Origin of the sequence: Pontiella sulfatireligans (genome assembly GCF_900890705.1) — a bacterium.
Lineage (GTDB): Bacteria > Verrucomicrobiota > Kiritimatiellia > Kiritimatiellales > Pontiellaceae > Pontiella > Pontiella sulfatireligans.
This window is the reverse complement of record NZ_CAAHFH010000001.1, coordinates 753,617-778,055: the sequence shown is the minus strand read 5'-3', so window position 1 is coordinate 778,055 and position 24,439 is coordinate 753,617. Positions and strand designations below refer to the sequence as shown.

General features: G+C 53.2%; 15 protein-coding genes. 12 read left to right on the top strand and 3 right to left on the bottom strand.

The window, feature by feature from the left end:
- Positions 1-226: 226 nt before the first annotated feature.
- The 12 genes from SCARR_RS02860 (at position 227) to SCARR_RS02805 (ending at position 19,633) form a co-directional block, all read left to right on the top strand.
- The gene (locus SCARR_RS02860; protein ID WP_136060008.1) at positions 227-631 is read left to right on the top strand and encodes a glycosyl hydrolase family 28-related protein; all 405 of its coding nucleotides are present in this window, start codon (positions 227-229) and stop codon (positions 629-631) included.
- A 17-nt stretch (positions 632-648) separates the two neighbouring features.
- Positions 649-1,242 (top strand): RNA polymerase sigma factor, encoded by a 594-nt coding sequence (locus SCARR_RS02855; protein WP_136060007.1) that lies wholly within the window; start codon positions 649-651, stop codon positions 1,240-1,242.
- On the top strand, positions 1,239-3,263 hold the full coding sequence (locus SCARR_RS02850) for a serine/threonine-protein kinase (protein WP_136060006.1): 2,025 nt from the start codon (positions 1,239-1,241) through the stop codon (positions 3,261-3,263). Before SCARR_RS02855 ends, SCARR_RS02850 begins: the two co-directional genes overlap by 4 nt.
- A 308-nt stretch (positions 3,264-3,571) precedes the next feature.
- Positions 3,572-6,361 carry a PQQ-binding-like beta-propeller repeat protein gene (locus tag SCARR_RS02845; RefSeq protein WP_136060005.1) on the top strand — a complete coding sequence of 930 codons (2,790 nt, stop codon included), beginning with the start codon at positions 3,572-3,574 and terminating at the stop codon, positions 6,359-6,361.
- Positions 6,361-9,603 carry a glycoside hydrolase family 2 TIM barrel-domain containing protein gene (locus SCARR_RS02840; RefSeq protein ID WP_136060004.1) on the top strand — a complete coding sequence of 1,081 codons (3,243 nt, stop codon included), beginning with the start codon at positions 6,361-6,363 and terminating at the stop codon, positions 9,601-9,603. The genes SCARR_RS02845 and SCARR_RS02840 overlap by 1 nt, the downstream gene beginning before the upstream one ends.
- 26 nt (positions 9,604-9,629) lie before the next feature.
- Positions 9,630-11,651 carry an alpha-L-fucosidase gene (locus tag SCARR_RS02835; RefSeq protein ID WP_168432939.1) on the top strand — a complete coding sequence of 674 codons (2,022 nt, stop codon included), beginning with the start codon at positions 9,630-9,632 and terminating at the stop codon, positions 11,649-11,651.
- A gap of 37 nt (positions 11,652-11,688) precedes the next feature.
- A complete protein-coding gene (locus SCARR_RS02830) occupies positions 11,689-13,686 on the top strand; it encodes an alpha-L-fucosidase (RefSeq protein ID WP_168432937.1) in 1,998 nt (665 codons plus the stop codon).
- Positions 13,687-13,716: 30 nt separating this feature from the next.
- Entirely contained in the window at positions 13,717-15,351 is a 1,635-nt protein-coding gene (locus tag SCARR_RS02825; RefSeq protein WP_136060001.1) for a sulfatase family protein, read from the top strand.
- Positions 15,352-15,539: 188 nt separating this feature from the next.
- Positions 15,540-16,931, top strand: coding sequence for a sulfatase-like hydrolase/transferase (locus tag SCARR_RS02820; protein WP_136060000.1), 1,392 nt, complete (start codon positions 15,540-15,542; stop codon positions 16,929-16,931).
- A 47-nt stretch (positions 16,932-16,978) separates the two neighbouring features.
- Entirely contained in the window at positions 16,979-19,000 is a 2,022-nt protein-coding gene (locus SCARR_RS02815; RefSeq protein ID WP_136059999.1) for a glycoside hydrolase family 127 protein, read from the top strand.
- 106 nt (positions 19,001-19,106) lie between these two features.
- Positions 19,107-19,337, top strand: coding sequence for a sulfatase-like hydrolase/transferase (locus tag SCARR_RS02810; RefSeq protein WP_222846155.1), 231 nt, complete (start codon positions 19,107-19,109; stop codon positions 19,335-19,337).
- Between the two features lie 68 nt (positions 19,338-19,405).
- Positions 19,406-19,633, top strand: coding sequence for a hypothetical protein (locus SCARR_RS02805; protein ID WP_136059998.1), 228 nt, complete (start codon positions 19,406-19,408; stop codon positions 19,631-19,633).
- Positions 19,634-20,267: 634 nt separating this feature from the next.
- Here the strand turns inward: SCARR_RS02805 and SCARR_RS02800 are convergent.
- The 3 genes from SCARR_RS02800 to SCARR_RS02790 all read right to left on the bottom strand — a co-directional run bounded on the left by SCARR_RS02800 (position 20,268) and on the right by SCARR_RS02790 (position 24,292).
- Positions 20,268-21,944, bottom strand: coding sequence for an alpha-L-fucosidase (locus SCARR_RS02800; RefSeq protein WP_168432935.1), 1,677 nt, complete (start codon positions 21,942-21,944; stop codon positions 20,268-20,270).
- A 10-nt stretch (positions 21,945-21,954) separates the two neighbouring features.
- The gene (locus SCARR_RS02795) at positions 21,955-22,215 is read right to left on the bottom strand and encodes a hypothetical protein (protein WP_136059996.1); all 261 of its coding nucleotides are present in this window, start codon (positions 22,213-22,215) and stop codon (positions 21,955-21,957) included.
- A 61-nt stretch (positions 22,216-22,276) separates the two neighbouring features.
- Positions 22,277-24,292: an alpha-L-fucosidase gene (locus SCARR_RS02790; protein ID WP_136059995.1), complete on the bottom strand. Its 2,016-nt coding sequence runs from the start codon at positions 24,290-24,292 to the stop codon at positions 22,277-22,279.
- Positions 24,293-24,439 lie beyond the last annotated feature (147 nt).

Below are 24,439 nucleotides of genomic sequence, written 5' to 3'. Positions count from 1 at the left end.
TGAGCCATTTTAGAAACGAGTGGGCCGGAGCTGCCACAGTAGCTTCGGGCCTTTTTATTTAATGGAGCCGTGTGCGGACTGTGGGGGCGATGGGCGTTTTTTTCATATTTAGGCGGGCAGTTTTGTCGGGCAGGCGGAGTAACTAATTAACGCAGGGGCTTTTTTCTATTTCTATACGAAAATAGCCGTATCGTGGCAGTCGAGGCATAAAAAGGGGCACGTCGATATGAAATGGATTTTTCTAACCGCATTGATCATGGGACTGCGGATATCAAGTTTTGCTGTAGAACCGGCGGAGAGTGATTTTTACACGGAAACCATTCACCTGGTGGATCAAACGGTCGATCTGGCGACGGATTACGGCGCGAACGGTTCCGACACCAATGATGATTCGGTTGCGATTCAGGCCGCGATCGACGATATGACCACAAACGCCAATGGCGGAGTGGTGCACATTCCTTCGGGTACGTTCTATTTTGATGGCGTCAGGATGAAGAGCAATGTTCATCTGGAGGTTGATGCGGGGGCGATCCTGGTTCCCGCCGGGAATGATGACGAACGAACGGGGTACATTCATTCAGGCCGCAGCAATTATAACGAAATTAGTTTTGATTTAGACGGATGTAGCTAAGCTAGGATGCATAGCTTATGGAGAGTGGACACAATACCAGTTACACCTTGTTGCATCGCGCCCTGGACCTCGGCGACGACGAGGCGTGGGAGCGCTTGGTGGAACATTACAAGCGCTTCATTTATTATGTGCTGCACGGCCTGAATGCCAATCCGTCGGATATTGATGATCTTACCCAGCAGGTTTTGGTTCGCGTGCTGAACAGTCTGAAGCGGTATGATAAATCCAGAGGAAGCTTCCGAACGTGGCTGATTACGATCATTCGCAATACCGCAGTCTCCCAGTATCAAAAGAACGCCTCCGAGCAGAGGCGAATTGACCGGCTGGAGGTTGAGGGTGGATTTGGCTCGGGCAGTCAGTCGCCGGAGATCGATGCATTTATTGAAAAGGAATGGAGCACCTACATTGCCACGGAGGCGATGGCGCGGGTGCGGAGTCAATCCCGCAGCCAGGCCGTGGAGGTGTTTGAACTGGCGCTCGAAGGGCTCTGCGCCGCGGAGATCGCAGAAAAAACCGGCCTCACTCTGGCGTCTGTTTATTCGCTGAAGAAAAAGGCAAAACGGCTGATCTATCTGGAGATTTTGGAGCTGACAGCTCATTTAGAACCATGAGCGAGAAATACAAACAGTATAAACCGGACCCGCGCCTTTCGCAGATGTTTGATCAAGCGGCGCGGCGCGATGACGAAGTTTTGGAATTGATTTGCCCCTCGTTCCTGGCGTGGGAAAAATGCGCCGTGCGCTATGAGCAGCAGGAGCTGCTGGGGCGTGGCGGGCTGAAAGAGGTTTTTCGGGCCTATGACTGCAAGATGAAGCGCTGGGTTGCGCTTGCCAAACTGCGGGAGGACCGGGGACTGCAGTATTATGAGCTGTTTGTGCACGAAGCGCAGCTGATCGGGTCGATGAGCCATCCGAATATCATCAAAGTTTACGATGCGGATACAGAGGCGTCCGGGCGACCGTTTTTTTCGATGACGCTGAAGGGGGAATCAAACCTTGCCAACCTGCTGCAAAGCGGGGAGGTCCTGTCGCGCTCCTCGCTGCTCGATATTTTTCTCAAGGTCTGCGACGCTATGGCGTATGCCCATTCTGTCGGTGTGGTGCATCTCGATTTGAAGCCGGAAAATATTCAGTGCGATCAGTTTGGCGAGGTGGTGGTTTGCGACTGGGGACTGGGCCGTTGTCTGACGTGCGGCGATCCGGAAGCAAATCTGGATTCGCTGTCCGCGCGGTTTGAGGAAAATGGAACCCTTTTCGGCCGCGTACAAGGCACGCTGGGGTATATGGCTCCCGAGCAGATTCAGCAGGATCTGGCCAAGAATGAGCGGACGGATATTTATGCGCTGGGGTGCGTTCTGCACACGATTTTGTGCGGGGAACCGCCCTTCCAGGGCACGGTTGACGAGGTCTTTGATGGGACCGTGTGTCGCGGTGTGGAGTCGTTGTGCACGCGGTTCCCGGAGCGCCGGATTCCCGAGAGCTTAGATGCCGTGGTTCTGAAAGCCACCCGGCGCGATCCGAATGCACGGTATGCATCTGTTCTGCAGATTCAACAGGAAATTCGTAGTTATCTTGGGGGCTTTTCAACCGATGCAGAAGACTCCGGTTTTTTTAAAGAAGCCGCTCTGTTCATCGGGCGCAACAAGGTTTCATCGTCGATTACCCTGGCCGCCTTTTTGTTGCTGACGGTGTTGTCGGTTCTGTTTATCCAGCGATTGGGCCAGCAACGGTTGGTCGCCGAGGAGGAACGCAAGCACGCTCAGGCGCTGCGCACTGAGGTGACGGTGCTTTCCGAAGATTACAAGGCCTTCTCCGAAAAGTCAGAGATCGTCAGGCGAGAGCTAGCCGAGGAGTTAACGGTGGCGGTCAGTAAGCTGATCCGATCCAGTATGTTCTCGCGCCCGGTTCCGACGGTTGCCCAGGCCAGCCAGATGCTCGAGGTGGCTCTTCAGCTCGACCCGGAATGCGCCCCCGCCCGTAAGGAGCGTTTCAAGCTCAATTTCCTGATGTTGAATTTTAAAGAGGTGATCAAGGAGACCGACTATTTTCATGAGGCCTCTTTGAAGCTCGCGAATGCCTTTCCCGACTATGAGTTCGGGCCGGAGTCCCGGCCCACGTCGGAGCAGATGATCGCGGTGTTGCATGCGGCGGAACCGATGCACCGAAAATTGGCCGGCCCCATGGAACAGTTGTATGCGTATTACTGTGCTCGTTCGAAGCCGCAGTCGGGCCGGGCCAGCGAGGTGGAAGCGCTACTGGCGTTTTACAACGGTGGAAACGATCACTTTTCGATGACGGTGGAGAAACGGTCCAATGCGGTGCACATTCACTGCGATCAGGAGGCGCTCCATTTCTTACCCAAGAAGGTTCAGTCAGGGCACAACCTGTTGCGATTTATCCCGATTCGCGACTTGAAAATTACGACGACTGGCAAGGTGCTGTTGGCAGAACTGAGTCATCCCTCGCTAACGAGTTTCGATTTCAGCGAGTGTCCAAATCTGGTGGTGGATCGAACCGTTTATACGCCGCGGTTGTCCAAAGTCGTTGTGCCCCGCGGATCACGGCTGGTCTCTTCTCTCAAAAAACACATCCAGTCCGATGTGGATGTGGCGATCATTGAAGTGGATCGCTAGCCGCGTTCCCTGTTGCGACATTTTCTCGCCGCCGTTTATTTTTTAATTTTTTCATCCCAAAGTTCCGTTTGGCTTTGAACTCATAAGAGAATGTAGAACTCAGTCTTTTCGAGGCCTCAGTGGTGCGTGAGGCTTCGGAGGGGAAAACAGATGAATAAAACAGTATTTTTTATAATGGTTCTGTGCGGCGCAGTCGTTTTCGGCAATGACACTCTGCTTGTCGACAAGGTGTTGATTAGCACGGACCCAAACCAGCTTTTTTCCCAATTGCGCGTTAGCGCGCCTTAAACGTAAAGCGAAGCAATAATATGATTAAATGGATGCATTTTTGTTTGTTCTGGCTCTGCTTTGCTGTTGCGGCATCTGGGAAAGAGTCGATTTCGAGTTTTGATACTGGATACACCATGATGAAGGTGCGGGCAGCTACGGCCAGGAACTCCCCCTTGATCGTTGGCGCGAGTTATGAAGGCACGATCGCCGCTTTTAAGTACGATGGAACACGACGTTGGAAAAATCCGCTGTCGGGGTTCATGGTGCATGACCTCTGGTGTGCGGATATCACCGGCGACGGGAATGATGAAATCCTGGTGGCCAACGCCGACGGAACCCTGTACTGCCTGAATCTTCGCGGGGTCGTCCAGTGGTCGTTCCGGCAGAATGATGCGCCGATGTATGCGGTTTGTGTTGTGCACGACGCGCCGGGGACACCCTATGTGGTTTGCGGCGGGTATGACCTGAACATTTATTATCTGACCGCGGAAGGGACGCTGGTTAAGACCATTGCATCTTCGACGTATGGCAAAGAAAAGGCCTATGGGTCGATGCATGGCCATTTGCCGCCCAATGGAACACATATTGCCAATTTCCTGCGCCCGGTGAAGGTGGGTGGTGTCGAAAAACTGGCGGTGCATGGCGTGATGAACAACATGCAGATGCCTGGATATCTCCACCTGTTCGATGTGCTGGCGGATCTGCCATCTCTCAGCCGTAAGTGCGGAATGGTGGTCGGGGATTTCCGGGCGCTCGATCCGGATGGGGACGGGACAGATGAAATTCTGATGGGCAGTTCCAAAAACCGCGATCAGGGCCGAGCGATCCGCTACGATATCGCGTCGGACAAGAATACGGTGCTGGATATTTCGAAAACGCGTAAGCTGAATGCAGCATGCGGCGCGGGCTATCGGCTGCCCCAGACTGAACTGCTCAAGAACGGTTCGGGCGGAACGCAATATGCCATTTTTTACGGATCGAATATCCTGCTGGCACCGGCCGATCTAGATGGCGATAAGACAGAGGCGCTGACCTGCCGCTATGCCTTCAACGATATGTGCAAAGATTCAGAAGGACGATTTATCCTGGCCAGCGCACAAAGCGGGGGCAGTTGCATTCATCTTATCGATCCGCGCCAATCCAATTGGAAAGCCGACTACGAAAACCTGACTCCACCCGGTAAAATTGAGGCGATTCTTGCGAATACAGCCGCCGCACGGCAGCAGCTGGAGACGTTTAAAAAACCGAGCTACGAACGAGACCCGGTCCCCGTTTATTTCATGACGGAAGGAACGCGCGGGGTCGAGAAGCTGGCTGATTCGTTGATGAAGAAATACGATCATATGGTTTTCCTGAACCAAGCCAGGTGCAATGCCGAGCTGCGGGATTGGCGTACGGACATCGATAACGAGTATTACAGGGAGAAAAAGCACCGCAAAAAGGAATACACGCTCACGCAGCAAGGGGTGCTGGATACGCTGCTTCCCGCCTATGAAGGCGCTCCGGGCATTCAGTTTTGGGGCGGCCATGGAAACGATCCCTATTTCTACAATCCGGAAACGCTGAAAAAGGTGATCGATGGCGCTCAAGGGAAGAAGACGGTCATTACCTGGCCGGAAATGAGCGATTATAGCGAGAATCTGACCTATCTGGTCGATAACCTGTTTGATCCGGTGGCGACCCATGCAAAGGGGAAAAATGCCACCCTTTTTCTGCGCAACAAAAACATCTACTGGCAGGGAAATGTCTATCAGGCCGCGTGGAAAAAATTATTGTCTGGCGAGTTTGCCGAGGTTGCTGTGCCGTCGATGGAAGAGACCTCGGACAAGACGATGGATCTGAGTATTGCCGGCCGCCTCGGGTTATGGGCCAGCGGAGCGGTGGATCATTGGGGAACCCGGTGCGCCACGGATAATCCGAGTTTTGACCGCTTGCGTCAAATTTCCAAGCAATGCCTGCCCAATCATTTCCTGAGAATGCTGGTTTATCATCTATCCAGCGGGGCTCAATATTTGAACAACCATCCGGTGGATCAGGAATACCTCAGCATCTATTGGGAGCTGGTTGCCAAGGGGGCGCTGTATATCCCCAAGCGCGAGGAAATCGTCAGCTTCAGCCCGGTTCATCTCAGCATGATTGAGCCGGACATGGATTATATGAATGATGGCACCGGCGTAAAGTGGACGACCTTCTGGGACGAATACGTTGAAAAAGGCGAACCGATGGTCTTCAACCGGATGAATGGTTCCTGGCCGGGTGCGCCGGTAGTGGAATGGGACTTTTCAAAGTATGCCGCGGGCACCCTGGATCGGCGCCAGAACTTCCTGCCGTCGTATTCAAATGGAATGGTTTTGATTACACCGCCGCAGGAAGGCGTCTTTGCCGAGTTGAATCCCCCTCGCGGGAGGCTGGTGGATCATCTTCACCCGCTCTATCGCGACATCATGAAGGAATATATCACGGACGGAAAAAAATATTATTCCGCGGATGGGACGAAAACCTATTCGGCGGAAACCTATTACAAACAGGTGGAAGCGGATATTCAATCCGCCGCAAATCAACTGCCGCTAACGGTCTCGGGTGATGTGGCATGGGTTTGTGCTCAGACCTCGCCGACCCACCTGCGTCTGACGCTCATTGATGGGGGCTATTTGAATCCATCGGATCAAACCGTGACGATCCACTTTAACTCCGTGACGCCGCGTAAAATAACGGATGTGCTGAATAAGCTCAGGGTTTCAGTAAACAATGCCACCGCCACTGCCACGGTTGACGTTCCGTGCGGACTATTCCGGTTTTTGGATATTGAATTAATGGAGATGCTTTAATGAAAAGAAAAACAATCGCTACATGCCTATTCATCGTTACGGTTTTATGCGGGGCTCAGGCGTCCGAAATCTGGCGGAATCCGACGGTGTTTCGCATTAATAAAGAGCCGGCTCATGCCGAATTTACGATCTATGCGGATCGGGCGGATGCGCTGAAGCCGTTGGATCTGAAGAACCCATGGAACAGCGATTCTTATCAGAGCTTGAATGGTGAGTGGGACTTTAATTGGTATGGCAGTGTCGCTGAGGTTCCTCGCGATTGGAATCAGCTTGAAATGCCGGTGAAGGAGTGGGCGCAGATGCCGGTTCCCGGCGTGTGGCAGTCGAACGGGTTTGATAAACTCTATTACCTGAACAAATTCATTCCGTACGAATACAACTGGGAAACCGGCGAGCGGGCAGAAGGGTTCCGCGAGGGCGAGATCGAGCGTTCAAAAGCGCTGGGATTCATTCCGGATAGCGCACAAACGGTCGGGTGCTACCGCAAATGGGTCGATCTGCCCGCGGAAAAACTGGTGGGCCGGACGGTTTTACGGATCGGCGCGGTGGAAGCGGGCGTCGAGGTTTATGTGAATGGGACGGAAGTCGGGTACAGTCAGGATAGTCTGACGCCAGCTGAGTTTGATATTTCAGCGTGGCTGACCCCAGGGCGCAATCTGATTGCGCTGAAGGTGTTTCGCTGGACGGATGGCAGCTATATGGAAGTGCAGGATATGATCCGCTTTGCGGGGATCTATCGCGATGTTTTCCTGAAGTTCGAACCGCAACAAAGTATCCGCGATATTCAGTTTTGCGGCACGCCGGATAAATCGCTGAAGAAGATTGCGGCGACCTATCAGGTTACGTTGGCGAACACGGCTTCGACGGCGCTTAAAGACGCAAAAGTGACCTTTGAATTAGTGCCAAACGGGTCAACCAAACCGGTCAAAACATGGGATGAAAAACTGGCGTCCATTGAAAGCGGAGCCGAGCTGGTTGTACGGGGCGACCTGACGCTGAAGAAGCTGAACTTGTGGAGTCCGGATTTGCCGAATCTGTATACGCTGGTGACTTCATTAATAGACTCCGATGGCCATACGCTACAGGTGACGCGCATCGACACCGGTTTCCGCCGGTTTGAGGAGATCAACGGTAACTTGCACCTTAATAACAAACGGTTTCATATTCGCGGGGTGAACCGTCATGATCATCATCCGGTGTACGGACGCCACGTACCGGTTGAAAATATGATTCGCGATCTGGAACTGATGAAGCAGAACAACATCAACACGGTTCGCACGTCGCACTATCCCAATGATGAGCGTTGGGGCTATCTCTGTAATCGCTACGGAATGGCATTGATCGATGAAGCCAATGTGGAGTGTCATGGGTTTGAAGATGTGCCGGGCAATCGGCCGCAGTGGACGGCCGCAGCGGTTGACCGGATTCAGAATGTGGTGGAGCGCGATAAAAATCATCCATCCGTCTTAATTTGGTCGCTGGGGAATGAACAGGGCCATGGCTGGAGTCGAGCATTTGACGAGCAGTATGACCGTGCAAAAGAGATCGATCCGAGCCGGTTGGTGATGTGCGATCGCGGAAATCGTCTCAGTGAAAAATGGAAAAGCGAGAATTCCGTGCGTTTGGATAAGCCGGACACCGTAACGCCGATGTACAACGTGTTTAAACGGACCGAAAGCTATCTGGCGAACCGCGATGTCGACAAGCGCCCGTTTTTCATGTGCGAGTATCGCCATGCCATGGGCAATTCGGTGGGTTCGCTGAAAGAGGTGTGGGATCACTTTTATGCCAACGAGGAGAATGGTCTCAACGGCGGGTGTATCTGGGACTGGATCGATCAGGGCGTAGAAGCGCGTGCTGAAGACGGAACCGTTTACTATCAGTACGGCGGCGATTGGGGCGATAAGGAATCGTTCGGAAACTTTTGTTTGAATGGATTGGTGATGTCCGATCAGAGCTGGACGCCGAAGTTGGCCGAGGTAAAAAAATGCTATGAGCCCTTCACGATGCAGGCTGTATCGCTGGACGCGGGTACGGTTTCGGTATTGAACCGGTTGAATCAGCTCAGCATGGATCACTTTAAAACGAAGTGGCAGTTGCTGGAAGATGGGATCCCGGTTCAGTCGGGCCTATTGGATGTGAATGCGAAGCCGCGTGAGACGCAGACGATTACGGTGCCGTTTGACCGCTCTCTCATGACGGCCAACCATGAATATATGCTTCGCGTCGGATTTGAGCTGAAAGAGGATGCGTCATGGGCCCCGAAGGGGCATGAAATCACCTTCTCTGAATTTGCGTTGGGAGGGGGGACTCACTATGAACTCGCGACGTCCGCTTCGGCGCCTACGGTGATGCAGGCCGATGGAAAGTTGACCGTACAAGCGGCCAATGGCGTGTCGCTGGTATTTAATCAAACGAGTGGGTTACTCACCTCATTGCGTGTTAATGGACATGAACTTCTGACCTCCAGCGATCGCGACCGCCTGTTTGACCACTCGCAGGCATGGATCGATAATCTGTTTAGTCTCAACCGAAATTTGGTTAAACTCCCCGCGTATCGGAAAGAGGGCTTAAATCATATTATTCGTCAAGGCACTGCCAAGGTAACGGTTGCGGAACAGAACGCATGCGTGGTGGTTACGGTGAAGAATACGTTCATGAGCGGACAAAGGGGCGGGTTTGATGAAGTTCAGACTTGGACCATCAATGGGTTCGGGGAGATCGAGGTTCAGGAGTTTGTGACAGCTGCTGGCAAGTTAACTCCGTCCGATTGGATCGCCCGGATCGGCTTGCGGATTCCGCTGAAACCGGAGTTTGAGAATGTCAGCTACTATGGTCAGGGGCCTCACGGAAATTATCCGGACCGTTGTTATGGAGCTTGGACCGGCATCCACACCGCAAAAGTTGCGGAAAACTATGTGGCGTATCCTCGCCCGCAGGATCACGGCAACCGCGAAAAGGTGCGCTGGATGACGATCAGCGATGCAGCTGGTAACGGATTAAAAATCATCGCGCCGGAGCCGCTATCGATGAGTGCGCTACCCTATACACAGGATGAGTTAGAGAAGGCGATGCATACGATTGACCTTCCAAAAAAATCGACCACGACGGAACTGCGGATTGCGGCCAAGGTGACCGGTATCGGCAACGGATCGTGCGGACCACTTACGGATGAACACTATAGAACCAAGGCGGAGCCGACACAGTACCGGTTCTTCATAGTGCCCATCACAGGAAAATAAGCGGGAACCCTAAGGGACGAATGATTATGAAAACGTTGATATTGAATCTGCTACTCCTCGCCGGAGCTTTCGCTGCACAGGGGGCTGTTGAAACCGGAACCTTTACCGATGTACGGGACGGTCAAAGCTATAAAACCATCACCGTGGGTGAACACACCTGGATGGCAGAGAATCTGAACTACGAGACCAGCGCAAGTTGGTGTTGGGGCGATGATCCGGCTAACGGTGAAATGTACGGACGGCTTTATAAATTCAGAACGGCTTTGAGCGTTGCTCCAAAAGGGTGGCATGTGGCGACAGACGCTGAATGGGATGCGTTGGTTGACGCATTTGGCGGTGCCGATCTGGCGGGAAAGACGTTGAAGAGTTCCGAGGGGTGGCAGGATGCGGGCAATGGAACCGATTCCATTGGGTTCGGTGCATTGCCGGGCGGCGATCGGTTTATTGACGGAACACCTCGTCAGCTTGGCAAGGATGGGTGCTGGTGGTCTGCGGGTGAAGGGACGACACCGGTCGCTCGTCATCGGACAATGGGTTTCGATACCGATTATGTCTACCGTCTGGAGCACGGCGAGGCTTATGCCCGTTCGGTGCGCTGCGTAAAAGATTACCCGGTGAAAAGACCGAAGTTTGTCGGCACAGTAGAATCGCTCAAGCAGTACGAATGTCCGGAATGGTTTCGCGATGCCAAGTTTGGCATTTATCTGCACTGGGGCATTTATTCGGTAGCCGAGATGGAGGCGTGGTACGGCCGGTTCATGTATTGGCAGGGCACGGAAGAGTATCGCCATCATCTCAAAAATTATGGTCACCCGTCTGAATTTGGCTACAAAGATCTGATTCCGCTTTGGAAGGCGGAAAAGTTTGATCCCGATGCGCTGGTGAGTCTCTTTAAAGAAGCGGGTGCTAAATATTTTACACCGGTGGCCGTGCATCACGATAACTTCGATTTGTGGGATTCCAAATATCACAAATGGAATGCGGTGAACATGGGGCCGAAAAAAGACCTGATTGGAATGTGGAAAGCCGCGGCAGATAAGGCGGGCCTTCGCTGGGGGGTGACGACTCATCTTGCACGAAATTATCAATGGATGAGTCGGTGTAATGATGCGGATGTGTGCGGCCCGATGAAGGGCATCCCATACGATGCCGCACAGGGCGAAGGCCACGGTTTTTATCCGCCGAATGATGGTCAGACCTGGGCACTGAATGCGCCGGAAACGATGTCAAGAGAGTGGCGCGCAAGCTGGTTGAAACGTCTGAAACAGCTGGTGGATGATTATGAACCGGACCATATGTATTTTGACGGGGCGATTCCGTTTGCGGGAGATGACCAAGGAAGAACGGGCATGGAGTTTATGGCTCATTATTACAACGCCCGCCCGGAAGGATTCCTCTGCTTTAAGCAACGGAAGTCGGGCATTGTCGTTGAGGGTGTGGGGTCGTTGGATCATGAGCGAGGCAAGGCGGATGATATTCATCCAGAACCGTGGCAGACCGATGACTCGATTGGTGCTTGGGGCTATCGCCGCTCGATGCCGGGCGACGAATATATGAATGCCGATGTGCTGATCGATAAGATCATCGATATCGTCAGCAAGAACGGAAACATGTTGTTGAACATTCCAATGAAAGCCGATGGAACGATTGATCAGGAATCAACGGATTTGCTTAAAAATTGTGGTCGCTGGTTCAAGGTCAATGGCGAAGCGATCTATGGAACGCGTCCGTGGTATACCTATGGTGAAGGTGAAAACGTAATTGGTAAGCGCGATAAAACCTCTTGCATGACCAGCAGTGATATCCGTTTCGTGACCAAAGCCGATGTGCTTTATGCATTTGTTCTGAACTGGCCGGAAAACGGACAGCCGGTGGTGATTGAAAAGCTGGGATCTAATCAACCCCAAGTTGGAACCATTGCTGGAGTCGAGTTGCTTGGATATACCGGAACGCTGAATTGGAAGCAGACTGACGCAGGATTATGCGTTATTTTTCCGAAAGCAAAAACCGGCGACTATGCTCACGCGTTGAAGATTCGATTTAAATAAACACTGAAAAATGGACTCTTTTCGAGAAGGAATAATTATGAATGTCAGAACCCCCTTAATGTGCGTTGCACTCACTTTTGCATGGACTGCGGCTCAGGGCGGCAGCTTTACCGACCCGCGTGACGGACAGACCTATCAAACCATTCAAGTGGGTGAACATACTTGGATGGCGGAAAACCTTAATTTTGAGTTGGGGGGTAGCTGGCCTTGGGGTCGCAAAGCCGCGAATGGCGAAAAATACGGGCGAATGTACAAACCTGAAATCGTAGCTAAAGCCGCACCCTCAGGATGGCATATTGCCACGAATGAGGAATGGGCTTCGCTGGTTGAAGCGATGGGCGGAGCTGACGTCGCGGGAAAAGCTCTTAAAAGCAAAACCGGCTGGCAGAACGATGGCAATGGGGTGGATCAGGTGGGCTTCAACGCGCTGCCCGGTGGGGTGCAGTTTGTCGGAACGAGTCGAGCGCCAGGCGAACGATCCAGTTGGTGGTCGGTCGGCCATCGCAAAGGGCAAGCTGAACTACGTTGGTCCATGGGCTGTGAGGATCCGTTTGTCTATCGTCATGAGCAGTGGGCCGTTGGATCGGCTTATGTCCGTTGTGTGAAAGACTACCCGGAGACTAAACCAAAGTTTGCAGGCACCATTGAGTCGCTGAAACAGTATGAATGTCCGGAATGGTTCCGCGATGCAAAGTTTGGCATCTATCTGCACTGGGGCATCTATTCAGTGCCGCAGATGGACGCATGGTATCCGCGCTATATGTATATGGAAGGGACCGATGCGTATAATCACCATCTGAAAACCTACGGACATCCTTCGGAGTTCGGCTATAAGGATCTCATTCCCCTGTGGAAGGCTGAAAACTTTGATCCGGATGCGCTGGTGTCGCTCTTTAAAGAAGCTGGCGCAAAATATTTCACGCCCTGCGCGGTGCATCACGATAATTTTGATCTCTGGGATTCAACCTATAACCCGTGGAACGCCACCAAGATGGGGCCGAAGAAAGACCTCATCGGCCTATGGAAAGCCGCGGCGGACAAAGCGGGACTTCGCTGGGGCGTCACGACGCATCTTCAGCGCAGTTACAACTGGTTTAACACGGCGAATGGAGCCGATGTGGCGGGGCCGAAAAAAGGCGTTCCATACGATGCACTCCGTGGCGAAGGGAAAGGCCTATATCCGCCAAACAACGGTCAGGGAACCTTGTTTAATCCGCCGGAAGAAACCTCCCGTGCTTGGCGCGAGAATTGGTTTAAACGTCTGCAGCAGCTGATCGATGATTACGAGCCGGATCATCTCTATTTTGATGGAGCGATTCCATTTATGGGTCCAGAGAATAGTCAAACCGGCTTGGATTTGATGGCCTATTATTACAACACCCGCGCCGAAGGGTTCCTGTGTTATAAAAAGCGGAAGTCTGGCCTCTTTGTGGAAGGTCTCGGATCGCTCGATCACGAGCGAGGCAGAGCCGACGGCATCGAAGAGGATGCCTGGCAGACGGACGACTCCATCGGCCCCTGGGGGTATGTTAAGGATGCCACGTATAAGACGCCGGATCAGGTGGTGGACAAGATCATCGACATCGTGAGCAAAAACGGAAACATGCTGCTGAATGTGCCGATTCGCGCGGATGGCACATTGGATGATCAAACAGTGAGCCTTCTCAAAAATGTGGGGCGTTGGTTTAAAGTGAATGGCGAGGCCATCTATGGGACCCGTCCGTGGCATATGTACGGCGAAGGCGAAATCACAGCTGAAACTGGGAGCAAAAGTTCCGCAAAACCCGTCATTCGCTTCACCACCAAAGGGGAAACGCTCTACGCATTTGTTCTGCAATCGCCCGAGGCCAATCAGGCAGTCGTGATCCAAAACTTGGGCATCGGTCAGTCGAAGGTCGGTGAAATTGTGGGCGTCGATTTACTCGGAAGCGTCAAACCACTGGATTGGAACCAAACCGTTGACGGCCTTCATGTCACTTTTCCAAAGGGAAGCTCCGGCGACTATGCCCATACGTTGAAGGTGCGATTTAAGTAGAGCGACTTGGTCCCTTATTCTGGAAAACATATGAGAAAGAAATATTTGATCACGATAGCATCGGCAGTGGCGTGTTTGATCTTGGATAGCGTCGCCGATGATAGACCGAACATCGTCTATTTGATGTCTGACGATCATCAGGCGACGGCGATGGGGTGTATGGGGAACTCGGAAATTGAAACGCCGAATCTCGACAAACTGGCCTCGCGTGGCGTGCTGTTCGAACGTTGTTATGCGACCACCCCGCTCTGTATGCCGTCGCGGGCAACGACCATGCTGGGTATGTATGAGTATAAAACGGGCTGTAATTTTTTGACCGGCAAGGTGAGTCTGTCGAATTGGAAAAATTCGTCCTATCCGATGCTGCTCAAAAAAGCGGGCTACCGCACCGCATTCGCCGGGAAGTGGGGATTTAATCTTGAAGGTGAAGTATCGGCGCAGACCAGTGCGAAAGATGATTTTGATGTGTGGGGTGGGCTTCAAGGTTCGCAGGGGAATTATCTGACCGAAAAAAATAAGGCCATGAAGGCTTATGCGAAAGAATACCCCCATGTAACGCGCGCGCTGGGCGCATTTGGCCGGGACTTTATTGTCGATTCTGCCAAGCAAGACCAGCCATTTTGCCTGTCGATCAGTTTTAAGGCCCCGCATGCGCCGTATAATGTCATCGATCCCGAAGATCAAAAGAAATATGCGGGGGTTCGTTTTTCAGAACCCGCCGGGTTTGATCAGGAGGGATGGGATAACCTAGCGATACAGCCTAAACTGGGACGGCAGTACATGCAGCGCGACCGGTGGGATAAAGATCATTACCAAGATCATTTGAGGGTCTACTATCAGCTTATATCCGGTGTTGATTCGGCTGTGGGCATGGTGGTCAAGGCGCTTGAAGAGGCGGGCGTGGCGGATAATACCGTGATCATTTATACGGCGGATAACGGATATTTTTGTGGTGCGCACGGACTGCAGGGCAAGGCGCTTCCTTATGAACAGGCCACCCACATTCCGTTGATTATCTACGACCCGCGCACCCCGAAAGCGGCTCGCGGCAGGAAGACCCCGGCGATAGCGGCCAATATTGATTTCGCGCCGACGATGCTCGATTTGGCCGGTGTGCCCGTGCCGGCTCAAATGGATGGAAAAAGTTTGGTTCCGTCTATTCAAAACCCGGATCATCGCGTTCGCACCCAGTTAGGGCTCGTTCAAAACTGGGATGTACTCAATCGGGATATGCCTAAAGCGCTAGCCGTGGTGAGTGAAGATTGGAAATACATCCATTGGTGCTATGCCGATGAAAATGTACCCGTCTGTGAACAGCTCTTCGACCTGAAGCGCGATCCGAATGAAATGAATAACGTGGCCCAGTCGCCCGAAAAGTCCGCGATCTTGAAATCCATGCAGAAACACTATGACGCCTTTCATCAGCAATGGGTCGAAGGGTGCGTCGACGGACCGCATTATAAACGCTATGCAACGATCTTTGATCGGAATATCCCCTGGCAGAAAAAAGACTACCGTGTCGATATCGGTCGGGGTGATACATCGCAACTGACCGAAAAGGAACAGAAGTTCCACGCGTTGATTCTCGACATGTTTGGCGAACAGACGATCCAGACGTATACCGAACAAACGGGGGCTGCTTATCCCGTCGAGGGCAAACGATAAAGAGAATGGTGAAGACGTGTTGCTAAATAACCTAGACGCTAACCGCTCGAACGTAGGGGTGCCTGCTCATTCCGGTACGCTCGGTTGGAAGCAATCGATGGATGGACGGCGAGTTATCTCTCCAAAAAAATAAACTAAAATTAATCCGGCTGCTTTCGTAGCCGGATTATGCAGAAGAAGGAACTCACATGAAAAAATGGATATTGATTGCACTGTGTATGACGGCTCATCAACTGATGGCTGCGAATCAACCGAATATTGTCCTGCTGTTTTCTGATGATGCCGGCTATGGGGATTTCGGGTTCCACAATAGTTATCATTTCAAAACCCCTCATCTGGACCAATTGGCAAAAGACGGGGTCCGGCTTTCCAATTTTTATGTGAGTGGTGCCACCTGCGGCCCGTCACGGGCGGGATTGTTATCAGGAATTTATCAGCAGCGCTTCGGCTATGAAGAGATCAATATTCCAAAAATCATGAGCGAGAGTAGCAAGTTGGAGGGTGAAGCCATGGGGCTTCCGACCGACTTGAAGACGATGGGAAATTATCTACAGGAACTAGGCTACCGCACCGCAGTATTTGGAAAGTGGCATCAGGGAGAGGGAGGTCAGTTTCATCCGATCAATCGCGGTTTTGACGAATTCTATGGTTTTCGCGGTGGAGCCCGCAGCTTCTTTGCCTATAAAAACCCCAGTAAGGCTCCGCCGGAAAAATTGATGGAACGCGGTTTCGAAAATTATCAGGAGCACGAAGGCTATTTGACCGATGTGCTCGCCGACGAAACCTGCAACTTTATTGAACGCAGTAAAGAGGGACCCTTTTTTGCCTATGTTTCGTTCAACGCAGTCCACACGCCAATGGAACCGGATCCGAAAGATGCGGCTGAATTTCCTCAGCTGGAAGGAAAGCGTCGGGCGGTTGCGCAGATGACGTTGTCGATGGATCGTGCGTGTGGGCAAATCATCGACAAACTCAAAGCACTCGGGTTGTACGAAAACACGATCATCGTTTTCTCCAACGACAACGGCGGACCAACAGATAGTAACGGGTCCGGCAACTACCCCTTTAGCGGAGTAAAAGCCACGCAACTTGAAGGCGGCATTCGGGTGCCGGGACTGATTTCCTGGCCGGGAAAATTAGCGGCGGGCGCAGTGTATGATTATCCGTTGATCACACTGGATTTGATCCCAACTTTCGTCAAAGCGGGCGGGGGCGATCCGGGGGCCATTGACGGGCTCGACGGAGTCGATATGGTTCCGTATCTGACGGGCGCAAACAAAGAACGGCCGCATCAGGTGCTGCATTGGAAAATGGAAACCCGCGGCGCGATTCGCGATGGAGACTGGAAACTGTTGCGCTACCCTGACCGTCCGGCGGAGTTGTTTAATTTGGCTGAAGACCTGGGCGAGCAAAACAATCTGGCCGCTCAATATCCAGAGAAGTTCAAAGAGCTATTTCGCAAGCAGTTCGCTTGGGAACTCGAGCTGGCGCGTCCGCTTTGGATGCTGCGGCGGCAGGAAGAAGGGTGGTCGTCCCGCCGGACAGATACATTTCGAAAACCGCCCAGCGCAACCTATTAACAAACGACTATTTAGTAGAACGCCTTTATAAAAACAGGAGAATACGAATGAAGAAAAGGACTCTCATTTTCTGCGGTTTAATGATCGCCGGCATGGCCTCTGCCCAGCAGCAGGGAATCATTAATAATGCGGACAGCCCGCACGTCAAACTCAAGAGCGTCAACATAGGCGACTGCCAGTGGACGGACGGCTTCTGGGCGGACAAGTTCAAGCTCTGCGAAGAGGTGATGGTCCCTCATATGGGCGAGATCCTCACCGGCGATATCGGCTTCGCGCTTGATAATTTCAAGATCGCTGCGGGCCTCAAAGAAGGTAAGCACCAAGGCACGAACTGGCATGACGGTGATTTCTATAAATGGATCGAAGCGACGATGTATGTCTATGCCATCAACAACGATCCAAACCTCCTGAAAGCGGCAGACGAATATATAGCAATCATTAGCCAAGCGCAGTGCGAAGACGGGTACCTTTCAACTCAGACTCAGATCCCCGACGTCAAGAGAGGGAAGCAGGAGCGGTGGAGTAATCGTCAATTGCACGAGATGTACAACTCGGGCCATTTGCTGACCAGCGCCTGTATTCACCACCGGATTACCGGGCAGGACAATTTCCTCAACATCGCCATTAAGCATGCCGACTTCCTCTGCAAAACCTTTATGCCTTGTCCTGACAACCTGAAGCGCTTTGGCTTCAATCAAACCCAGATCATGGGCTTGGCAGAGATGTACCGCGAAACCGGGAACAAAAAATATCTACAGCTGGCGGAGGAATTTATCAATCGGCGTGGAGAGTCCGCGGCGGCACCGGCACCCTATGCGAACTACAAGCACATCGGAGACATGGTCCAAGAGCGCACGCCGCTACGCAAAGCAAAAGAAGCCGCGGGTCATGCGGTTCTAGCGCTCTACTACTACGCTGGTGCGGCGGATGTCTATGCCGAAACCGGGGAAAAAGCGCTGATCGATGCGCTCGACCGCATGTGGGACAGCGTGGTGAATCACAAAATGTACATCACCGGCGCCTGTGGGCAGCTGCACCACGGAGTCTCGCCAAAAGGGGACATGGTTCACGAGGCGTTCGTCGAAGATTACATGATGCCCAATGCCCACGCGTATAACGAAACCTGCGCCAACATCTGCAACGGCATGTTCAGTTACCGTCTGCTTGGTATCCACGGGGAGTCTAAGTATGCCGATATTGTGGAGCTGGTTCTTTACAACAGCCTCTCCGGCATCAGCCAAGATGGTACGCACTATTTCTACACGAACCCACTGCGCAGAACCTTGGATAAGAAGATGGACACCACGGACTACGCAGAACGCGTACCCTACATTCCTTGCTTCTGCTGCCCGCCGAACCTCGTTCGTACGGTTGCCAAAGCCAACAACTGGGCCTACAGCCTAGCGGATAACGGCTTGGCAGTGAATCTCTACGGCGGGAACAAACTAGCCACCAAGATGCTCGACGGCTCAAACATCAAGCTGACGCAGGAAACGGACTATCCGTGGGACGGCGCAGTTAAAATCACCGTGGATAGCTGCAAAACCGCTCCGTTCGACATGATGCTCCGCATCCCCGCGTGGGCGGAAGGCGCTACAGTCAAAGTGAACGGAAAAGATGCCGGTCTCAACGTGAAAGCCGGATCCTTCGCCGTGGTTAACCGCGCATGGAAAGCCGGCGATGTGGTCGAGCTGGATATTCCAATGGAAGCCAAACTGATGGTCGGCAATCCGAAAATCGAAGAAACCCGCAATCAAGCGGCGGTCAAGCGCGGCCCGATCGTCTACTGCATGGAAACCCCGGACCTACCGGAAGGCACCTCGATTCTAGACATCTACTTGCCTTCGGACATCAAGTTAAAGCCGTCGAAAGACCCGGCCTTCACGGACGGCCTGACCACCCTGACCGGCAAGGTGCTGGTCTACGATGATCAGGAAAACCAAATGTATCGTTCGCTCGAGAGGAAACCCTCTATGAAGAAACTGCAGACCCAGTTTGTTCCGTACTATGCGTGGAGCAACCGAGGCAAAGCCGAGATGAGTGTTTGGCTACCGCTGGTTTGGAAATAGCCATCACCAGAATAAACGATTTGGAAGATATAGGATGCCAAAGATGACACGACCTTGGACAGCCGCAGCGCTGAACGTGAAGTTTAACAAACACGGAACTGTATCTATGAAAAAGAATATCCCCCTTGCACTCGTTGTTTCCGCCGTGCTGGCTATTGCTGCGAGTGCGGCGGAACAACCCAATATCATTCTGCTGTTTGCGGATGATGCCGGCTATGCTGATTTCGGATTTCAGGGCAGTAAAACCATGAAAACGCCGAACCTCGACAAGCTGGCGGCAGAAGCCGTTCGGTTTACACAGGGTTATGTCGCCGAGTCGGCCTGCGTGGCTTCTTAAACGCCACTATGAAGGAAAAGACGCTGAAGGTTTGGACTATGATAGACAGCTTGTGAGGGGACAGAAAAATGAAAAATAAACGCGCAACGAGAACGGCACTATATTCATGCGCAATCCTGCTGGGAGCATCGGCTCTATTTGCAGGCTGCGCAACGCAACCGAAAGAAAGTGCCGCCGCCAAACGATACCGCAAGCTGGGCCAGCTACAGGAACAGGACAATGAGTTTTATACGGAATTTTTCGCCAGCAATGTGACGGGGATCGGTCGAAAGGGTCAGTCCGAAAGCGCCGATTAATCGAAAGGGTCAGTCCCGTAATCTAGTAATCGAGTAAAAAAGGAAACGGATCAGCCGATGAATTTTAGAAAATGATGTTTTCCATCCGCCGTCGCCGGAGGCTTTGGCGGGACAAGATGGTTGGAGGAGCAGGCGGAGATTGATTGCGATTTGCGCTCAATTACCTGCCGGTACGGGTTCCAATGTTCGGAAAGTTTTTTGACGGGATTACAGGATGAACAGGATGGGGTTTTAATGTTTCAAAAAACAAGTCAGGAAATGCCTCTCTGGGGAGCATCACAACATTCACGGTTCGGATTGCGGCCAATACTGGGTTCTTCGCAGATTTTAGTGGCAACGAATGTAGGAAAGCAACGAATGTTCCGGCATGTTGGCTCGTTGCGATGAGGTGCGCCGGCCAGTGCTCTTCCCATGATTAATCCCCGTTTTCAGAGATACGGCAACGTTTTCTGCCCATTTGATTCGTTGCTTTCCTACAATCGTTGCAAACGCTCGCTGTAGACCCCTAATCTGCGAAAAGTCCTCATCCTCCATAAAAATATACGAGGAGCCCAATACTGACTAGGATAACCGTCTTATACGCATTGTTTGGGACAGGATTTTTGTGGAGGGAGACGCTCCGTCGGAGTCATTGCTATGGCACGTTACGATAGAGCTGAAACTCGCTGAGGTGGGTGTGGCCGTCTTTGAGCAGCAGGCGGAACTTTTGCGCGGTGACCGGCGAGAAGGGTTTTTCCAGATCACCGGTTACCTCGTCGGCGGAAAAGATGGTTTTCCATTCCCCATCCTGCTCGTACTGCAACGAGAGTTCTTTGAGGTAGGCGGCATATTGGAGAATCTTGATCCGGTCGACGGTTTGCGGTTTTTCCAGATCGACCGCCAGCCATTCTTCCTGCTTTCCGGACGGTACCCAGTGTGAGCCGGGGTTGTCGTCGAACGCTTGATGCGGCCCTTGGAAATCATGCTGGTTCCAGCGCACGGAGGAAGCCGTGCTGGGCTTGCGGAAGGTGAGCGAGCCGGTGACGGAGCCCATATCCATCGGTTCAATGGAACCGGCGGGTGCATCGACGGTCAGCTTGACTACCGTGGCGATTGGATCGCGGTCCTCCGCCGGCACGCTGAGTTCGTAGCCGTTTGCAGTCTGTTTTAGAGTAGCCTCTTTACCGGATAGGTTTTCGGCCTTCAGGATTTTTCCAGTCATTGGAAGCGTATGGATGCCGTTGGCGGGCCAGCGGGCGATGAAGAGATAGATGGCCTTGCCCTTGTGAGTGGACGCTCCCCAGCCGGATGGTTTGAAGGGGCCGCCTCGCGTGGCGTGGATGCCGTCGGCATAGTTGCTGATCCATTCACCCATTTCCTTCAGACGCGCAACCTGTTCTGGCTCGATCTCGCCTAGTGCATTGGGGCCGACGTTGAAGAGAAAGTTGCCGTCGCCTCCGATGGAAAATATCAACCCGTGCAGGCACTGTTCGAGCGACTTGACGGGATCGTTCGGTTTCCACGCCCATTGGCGGGCGATGGTCATGCAGGTTTCCCAGGGGCGTTTGTTATTGAAGATGCCCAGATTCTGTTCCGGCGTTTCATAGTCGGCAACATTTTCGTCGTAGTAGGCGCGGTTGTTGACGACTAGGTTGGGCTGGAGCTTGCGCATCATTTCCAAGGTAGGCTCGTTGTGGCGCGCTTTTACGTCGCGCGGAACGTCGAACCACATGGTGGTGAGCGGGCCATAGTTTTTGATCAGCTCTGCAGTCTGATTCTGCAGGTATTCGATATATTTGTCCATGTCGCCGGCGGGCTTGTCCTCCGATCCGGCGCGGCCGCCCTTGGGGTAGAGCGGGTGCCACCAGTCGCAGACCGAATAGTAGGTTCCGAATCCGATGCCGCCCTTGCGACAGGCTTCGGCCAGTTCGCCGACCACATCACGCTTGAACGGAGTCTCGCCAATGTCGTAGTCGGTGTATTCGCTGGGCCAAAGGCAGAATCCATCGTGGTGCTTGGTGGTGAGCACCATGTATTTCATGCCGGCGGCCTTGGCGACGCGCACCCATTCATCGGCATCGAAGTTTTTCGGGTTGAAGCGCTTGTAGAGGTTGTCGTATTCCTCGATCGGCGTCTGGCTGCCGCGTGACCAGCCGATTTCATGACCTGTCAGCGCCACCGGCCCCCAGTGGATAAACATGCCGAAGCGCAGATCCTTCCATGCCTCCACCGCTTCCTGCGGCGCTTTGGAGCGAACCGGTTGGTCGCTCCATGCGGAAGCGAGAAGCAATAATGCGGAGCAGGCGATCAAGTGGCGTTTGAATCCTTCCATGGGCTTTTTCCTATATTTTTCGGACATACACATAGTAGGCGCTGGTGGTTGCCTTGCCTAGCTTATCCAGCAGGCCAGCCTGCTGGTTGATGTGGCCTTTTTTCAGCGTGGCGGCAAATACGGTGCAGGAATCGGTGGAGGAAACGGGTTTCGTTTCCGCGAACGCGCCGACTCTCACCCGAACGGAATCCACAGGCAGGGCTTTCATTTCTCCACCGTAGAACAGTCCTTTGACCGGTTTGTCGGGAACCCGTATTTTCCTCGGAGGCAAAGGCCAATCCAACTGCGGCGACCAGCAAATCTGCCATGATATATCTGTTCGGCACCATTGTTTACAACCTTTGCAAAAGAATGCTGCTGGGCATGAAGAGTTCCTTGCCGGTGATCTCCTCGCCTTTGACGGTGATGGAGTGGATGCCGGGCTGGAGCCTCACTTTGCCGAGCGTGTGCGGAATATATTTTACCTTTTTGGAGGAATCGGGCTTGGGCTGGGTTTCAACATTGGCGGTGAACCGTTGGTCGTCTACGGACACGGTGTAGCGGCCGCCGTGCTGGCCTTCAACGGCGACGTAAACCAGGTCGAGCTGCAGTTCCAGCGGCGCCTCGACGCGCACCGACCATTCAACCTGTCCGTCTTCCATGGCACCTTTGTTCCAGCCGACCACACCGTTGTCGCGCGGGCTTCCCTGTCCCCATTTCAGGCCGCCTTCGACCTTGGATTCAAAGGCGTGCAGGCGCTGTTCTTGGATGTTGGAGACGAGCAGGGTGGTTTCGTCGTTTTCAATGCCGATCGGTTCGCCATCGGTTTCGACCACGATGACGGTATTGATTGGATCGGGCGCGTTTCCCGGCCCTTGGATGTTCCAATCATTGGAACCGGCGGATGAAAAGTCGAGCGGTTGCTTGTCGGCCAAAAGCCACGCCTTGGCGATCGGGGTCTTGAGCCCGGCGAGGGTGATCTTTCCATCAACCGGCCAGCGCATGACGTGAAGATAGAGCTTGTTGCCCTTGCGCGAAACATGGCCGAAGGTTTGCGGGGGCAGGGGCGTGTGTGTGGTGCCGTAGATCGATTCGCCGTTCACGTCCATCCATTTTCCAATGCCTGTAAGAATCTCCACATCCTCCGGCGCGATCAGCCCGTTGCCCATGGGGCCAATGTTCATGAGCATGTTGCCGCCGCGCTCGGCGGTTTTGGCCAGCAGTGCGATGAAGAACGAAACCGGCTTGTGGCTCTTGTCCTTGGCGTGGTAGCCGTAGGAAAGGTTGGTGGTGGGGATGCCTTCCCAGACATCGTGTTTCTTTTGGTAGGGCTGGATGTCGTCGGGCTGGTCGCAGGTGGAGGCATAGTCGCCGAGGCCGTAGCCGATGCGGCTGTTGACGACAATATTCGGTGCGACTTCGCGCATGGCTTTGAGCACCATCTGGTTTTGGTAGAGCGGCACCCAGCTGGGCGTGTCGAACCAGATGATGTCCGGCTGGTAGCGCTCGACGATTTCCAGCAACTGCGGGATCGACTTTTCCTTGATGTATTTTTCCGACCGCTGGATGTGCTCGGCGAACTTCGGATCTTCGTACCAGCCGGGGTTTTTTTGGGTGGGGTTGCCGGGAAAATCCCAGGTGTTGCGCTGCCCGCCGGGGTGCGACCAGTCCTGCGCCTGCGAATAGTAGAACCCGAAATGGATGCCGTGCTTTTTGCAGGCGTCGCGCAGCTCGGCCATGGGATCGCGCTCGAACGGGGTGGCATCGGCAATATCCCATTCGTTTACGTCCGACGGCCACATCGCCAGTCCATCGTGGTGTTTGGAGGTGATCACAAAATATTTCATGCCCGCCGCCTTGCACAACTTGATCCACTCGTCGGCGTTGAACTTGACCGGGTTGAACTTGGCGGCAACATCTTTGGCGTAGGTGTCCAAAGGAATCTGGTGCGACCGCAGGATATGCTCCGAATAGCCGGTGGCCACTTCGCCGTTCCATTCGCCCGCAAGCAGGGAATAGACGCCCCAATGCACGAACATGCCGAACTTGGCTTCCTTGTACCACTCCAGCCGCTGGTCGCGCGTTTTCATCGATTCCACAAACCAGGCCGGATCCTTTTCGGGCTGCGGGTAGCTGGCTTTAACGGTTTGGCTGGCTGGGTTGCGTTCCTCGTCGGTCAGCAAGCCGTCGCCGTTCTGGTCGAGCTTGGCAAACAGCTTGGTGTATTTTTTTGGGTCGAACTCTCGGCCGATGCGTTTATTGTATTCACGCTTTTCCGCAAAGTATTGTTCGAGGTCGATGCCCTCCGCAAACGCGGTGGCGGTTCCAAGCAGTATGCTTGCGGTAATGATGTTGATTATGGTTTTCATACAATCTCCTGTTGATTCTTAATTCTCTCGAATTTTGAGGAAGTACATTGATGGCTGTCCAAGCGGTTGGTATTCGATGTTGGCATCGGCTTCGCATGGGTAGCGAAAGCTGCGGCACAGGTTGGGATTATAAGGAAGTTTCTGCAT

What these genes read in the sequence shown, in the direction of transcription:
- SCARR_RS02860 (WP_136060008.1), top strand. Translation starts at nt 227, where the DNA reads ATGAAATGGATTTTTCTAACCGCATTGATCATGGGACTGCGGATATCA.
- SCARR_RS02855 (WP_136060007.1), top strand. Translation starts at nt 649, where the DNA reads ATGGAGAGTGGACACAATACCAGTTACACCTTGTTGCATCGCGCCCTG.
- SCARR_RS02850 (WP_136060006.1), top strand. Translation starts at nt 1,239, where the DNA reads ATGAGCGAGAAATACAAACAGTATAAACCGGACCCGCGCCTTTCGCAG.
- SCARR_RS02845 (WP_136060005.1), top strand. Translation starts at nt 3,572, where the DNA reads ATGATTAAATGGATGCATTTTTGTTTGTTCTGGCTCTGCTTTGCTGTT.
- SCARR_RS02840 (WP_136060004.1), top strand. Translation starts at nt 6,361, where the DNA reads ATGAAAAGAAAAACAATCGCTACATGCCTATTCATCGTTACGGTTTTA.
- SCARR_RS02835 (WP_168432939.1), top strand. Translation starts at nt 9,630, where the DNA reads ATGAAAACGTTGATATTGAATCTGCTACTCCTCGCCGGAGCTTTCGCT.
- SCARR_RS02830 (WP_168432937.1), top strand. Translation starts at nt 11,689, where the DNA reads ATGAATGTCAGAACCCCCTTAATGTGCGTTGCACTCACTTTTGCATGG.
- SCARR_RS02825 (WP_136060001.1), top strand. Translation starts at nt 13,717, where the DNA reads ATGAGAAAGAAATATTTGATCACGATAGCATCGGCAGTGGCGTGTTTG.
- SCARR_RS02820 (WP_136060000.1), top strand. Translation starts at nt 15,540, where the DNA reads ATGAAAAAATGGATATTGATTGCACTGTGTATGACGGCTCATCAACTG.
- SCARR_RS02815 (WP_136059999.1), top strand. Translation starts at nt 16,979, where the DNA reads ATGAAGAAAAGGACTCTCATTTTCTGCGGTTTAATGATCGCCGGCATG.
- SCARR_RS02810 (WP_222846155.1), top strand. Translation starts at nt 19,107, where the DNA reads ATGAAAAAGAATATCCCCCTTGCACTCGTTGTTTCCGCCGTGCTGGCT.
- SCARR_RS02805 (WP_136059998.1), top strand. Translation starts at nt 19,406, where the DNA reads ATGAAAAATAAACGCGCAACGAGAACGGCACTATATTCATGCGCAATC.
- SCARR_RS02800 (WP_168432935.1), bottom strand. Translation starts at nt 21,944, where the DNA reads ATGGAAGGATTCAAACGCCACTTGATCGCCTGCTCCGCATTATTGCTT.
- SCARR_RS02790 (WP_136059995.1), bottom strand. Translation starts at nt 24,292, where the DNA reads ATGAAAACCATAATCAACATCATTACCGCAAGCATACTGCTTGGAACC.